Source organism: Streptomyces fildesensis, from assembly GCF_016107395.1.
In the GTDB taxonomy this organism is placed as follows: Bacteria; Actinomycetota; Actinomycetes; order Streptomycetales; family Streptomycetaceae; genus Actinacidiphila; species Actinacidiphila fildesensis.
In genome coordinates this window covers 1-227 of sequence record NZ_JAAIKO010000398.1, presented here as the reverse complement: position 1 = coordinate 227, position 227 = coordinate 1, and the positions used below count along the sequence as shown (strand labels likewise).

1 protein-coding gene is annotated in these 227 nt (G+C 42.7%); it reads right to left on the bottom strand.

Going from position 1 to position 227, the window contains the following annotated elements; all coding sequences use genetic code 11:
- Positions 1 to 33: 33 nt before the first annotated feature.
- Positions 34 to 227: iron-sulfur cluster assembly scaffold protein (locus C6N31_RS46690; protein ID WP_198359776.1), on the bottom strand; the 194-nt coding region annotated here is incomplete at its 5' end.

The window sequence follows — 227 nt, the reverse complement described above, 5'->3', positions numbered from 1 at the left end:
CTTCCACACACAAACACAAACAACTATTCATCCTTAGGCCATAGCTTGCTCCTTGCATTCGTTTTCTACCACAGAAGTTGAGTTGGACCATTTTGTTTCGATATCTTTCACAGCTGCCTTGATTGCATCCTCAGCAAGCATGCTGCAGTGCAACTTAACTGGCGGCAGTGAGAGATGCTTTGCAATATCCGAATTCTTGATAGATAGGACTTCATCAATTCTTTTCC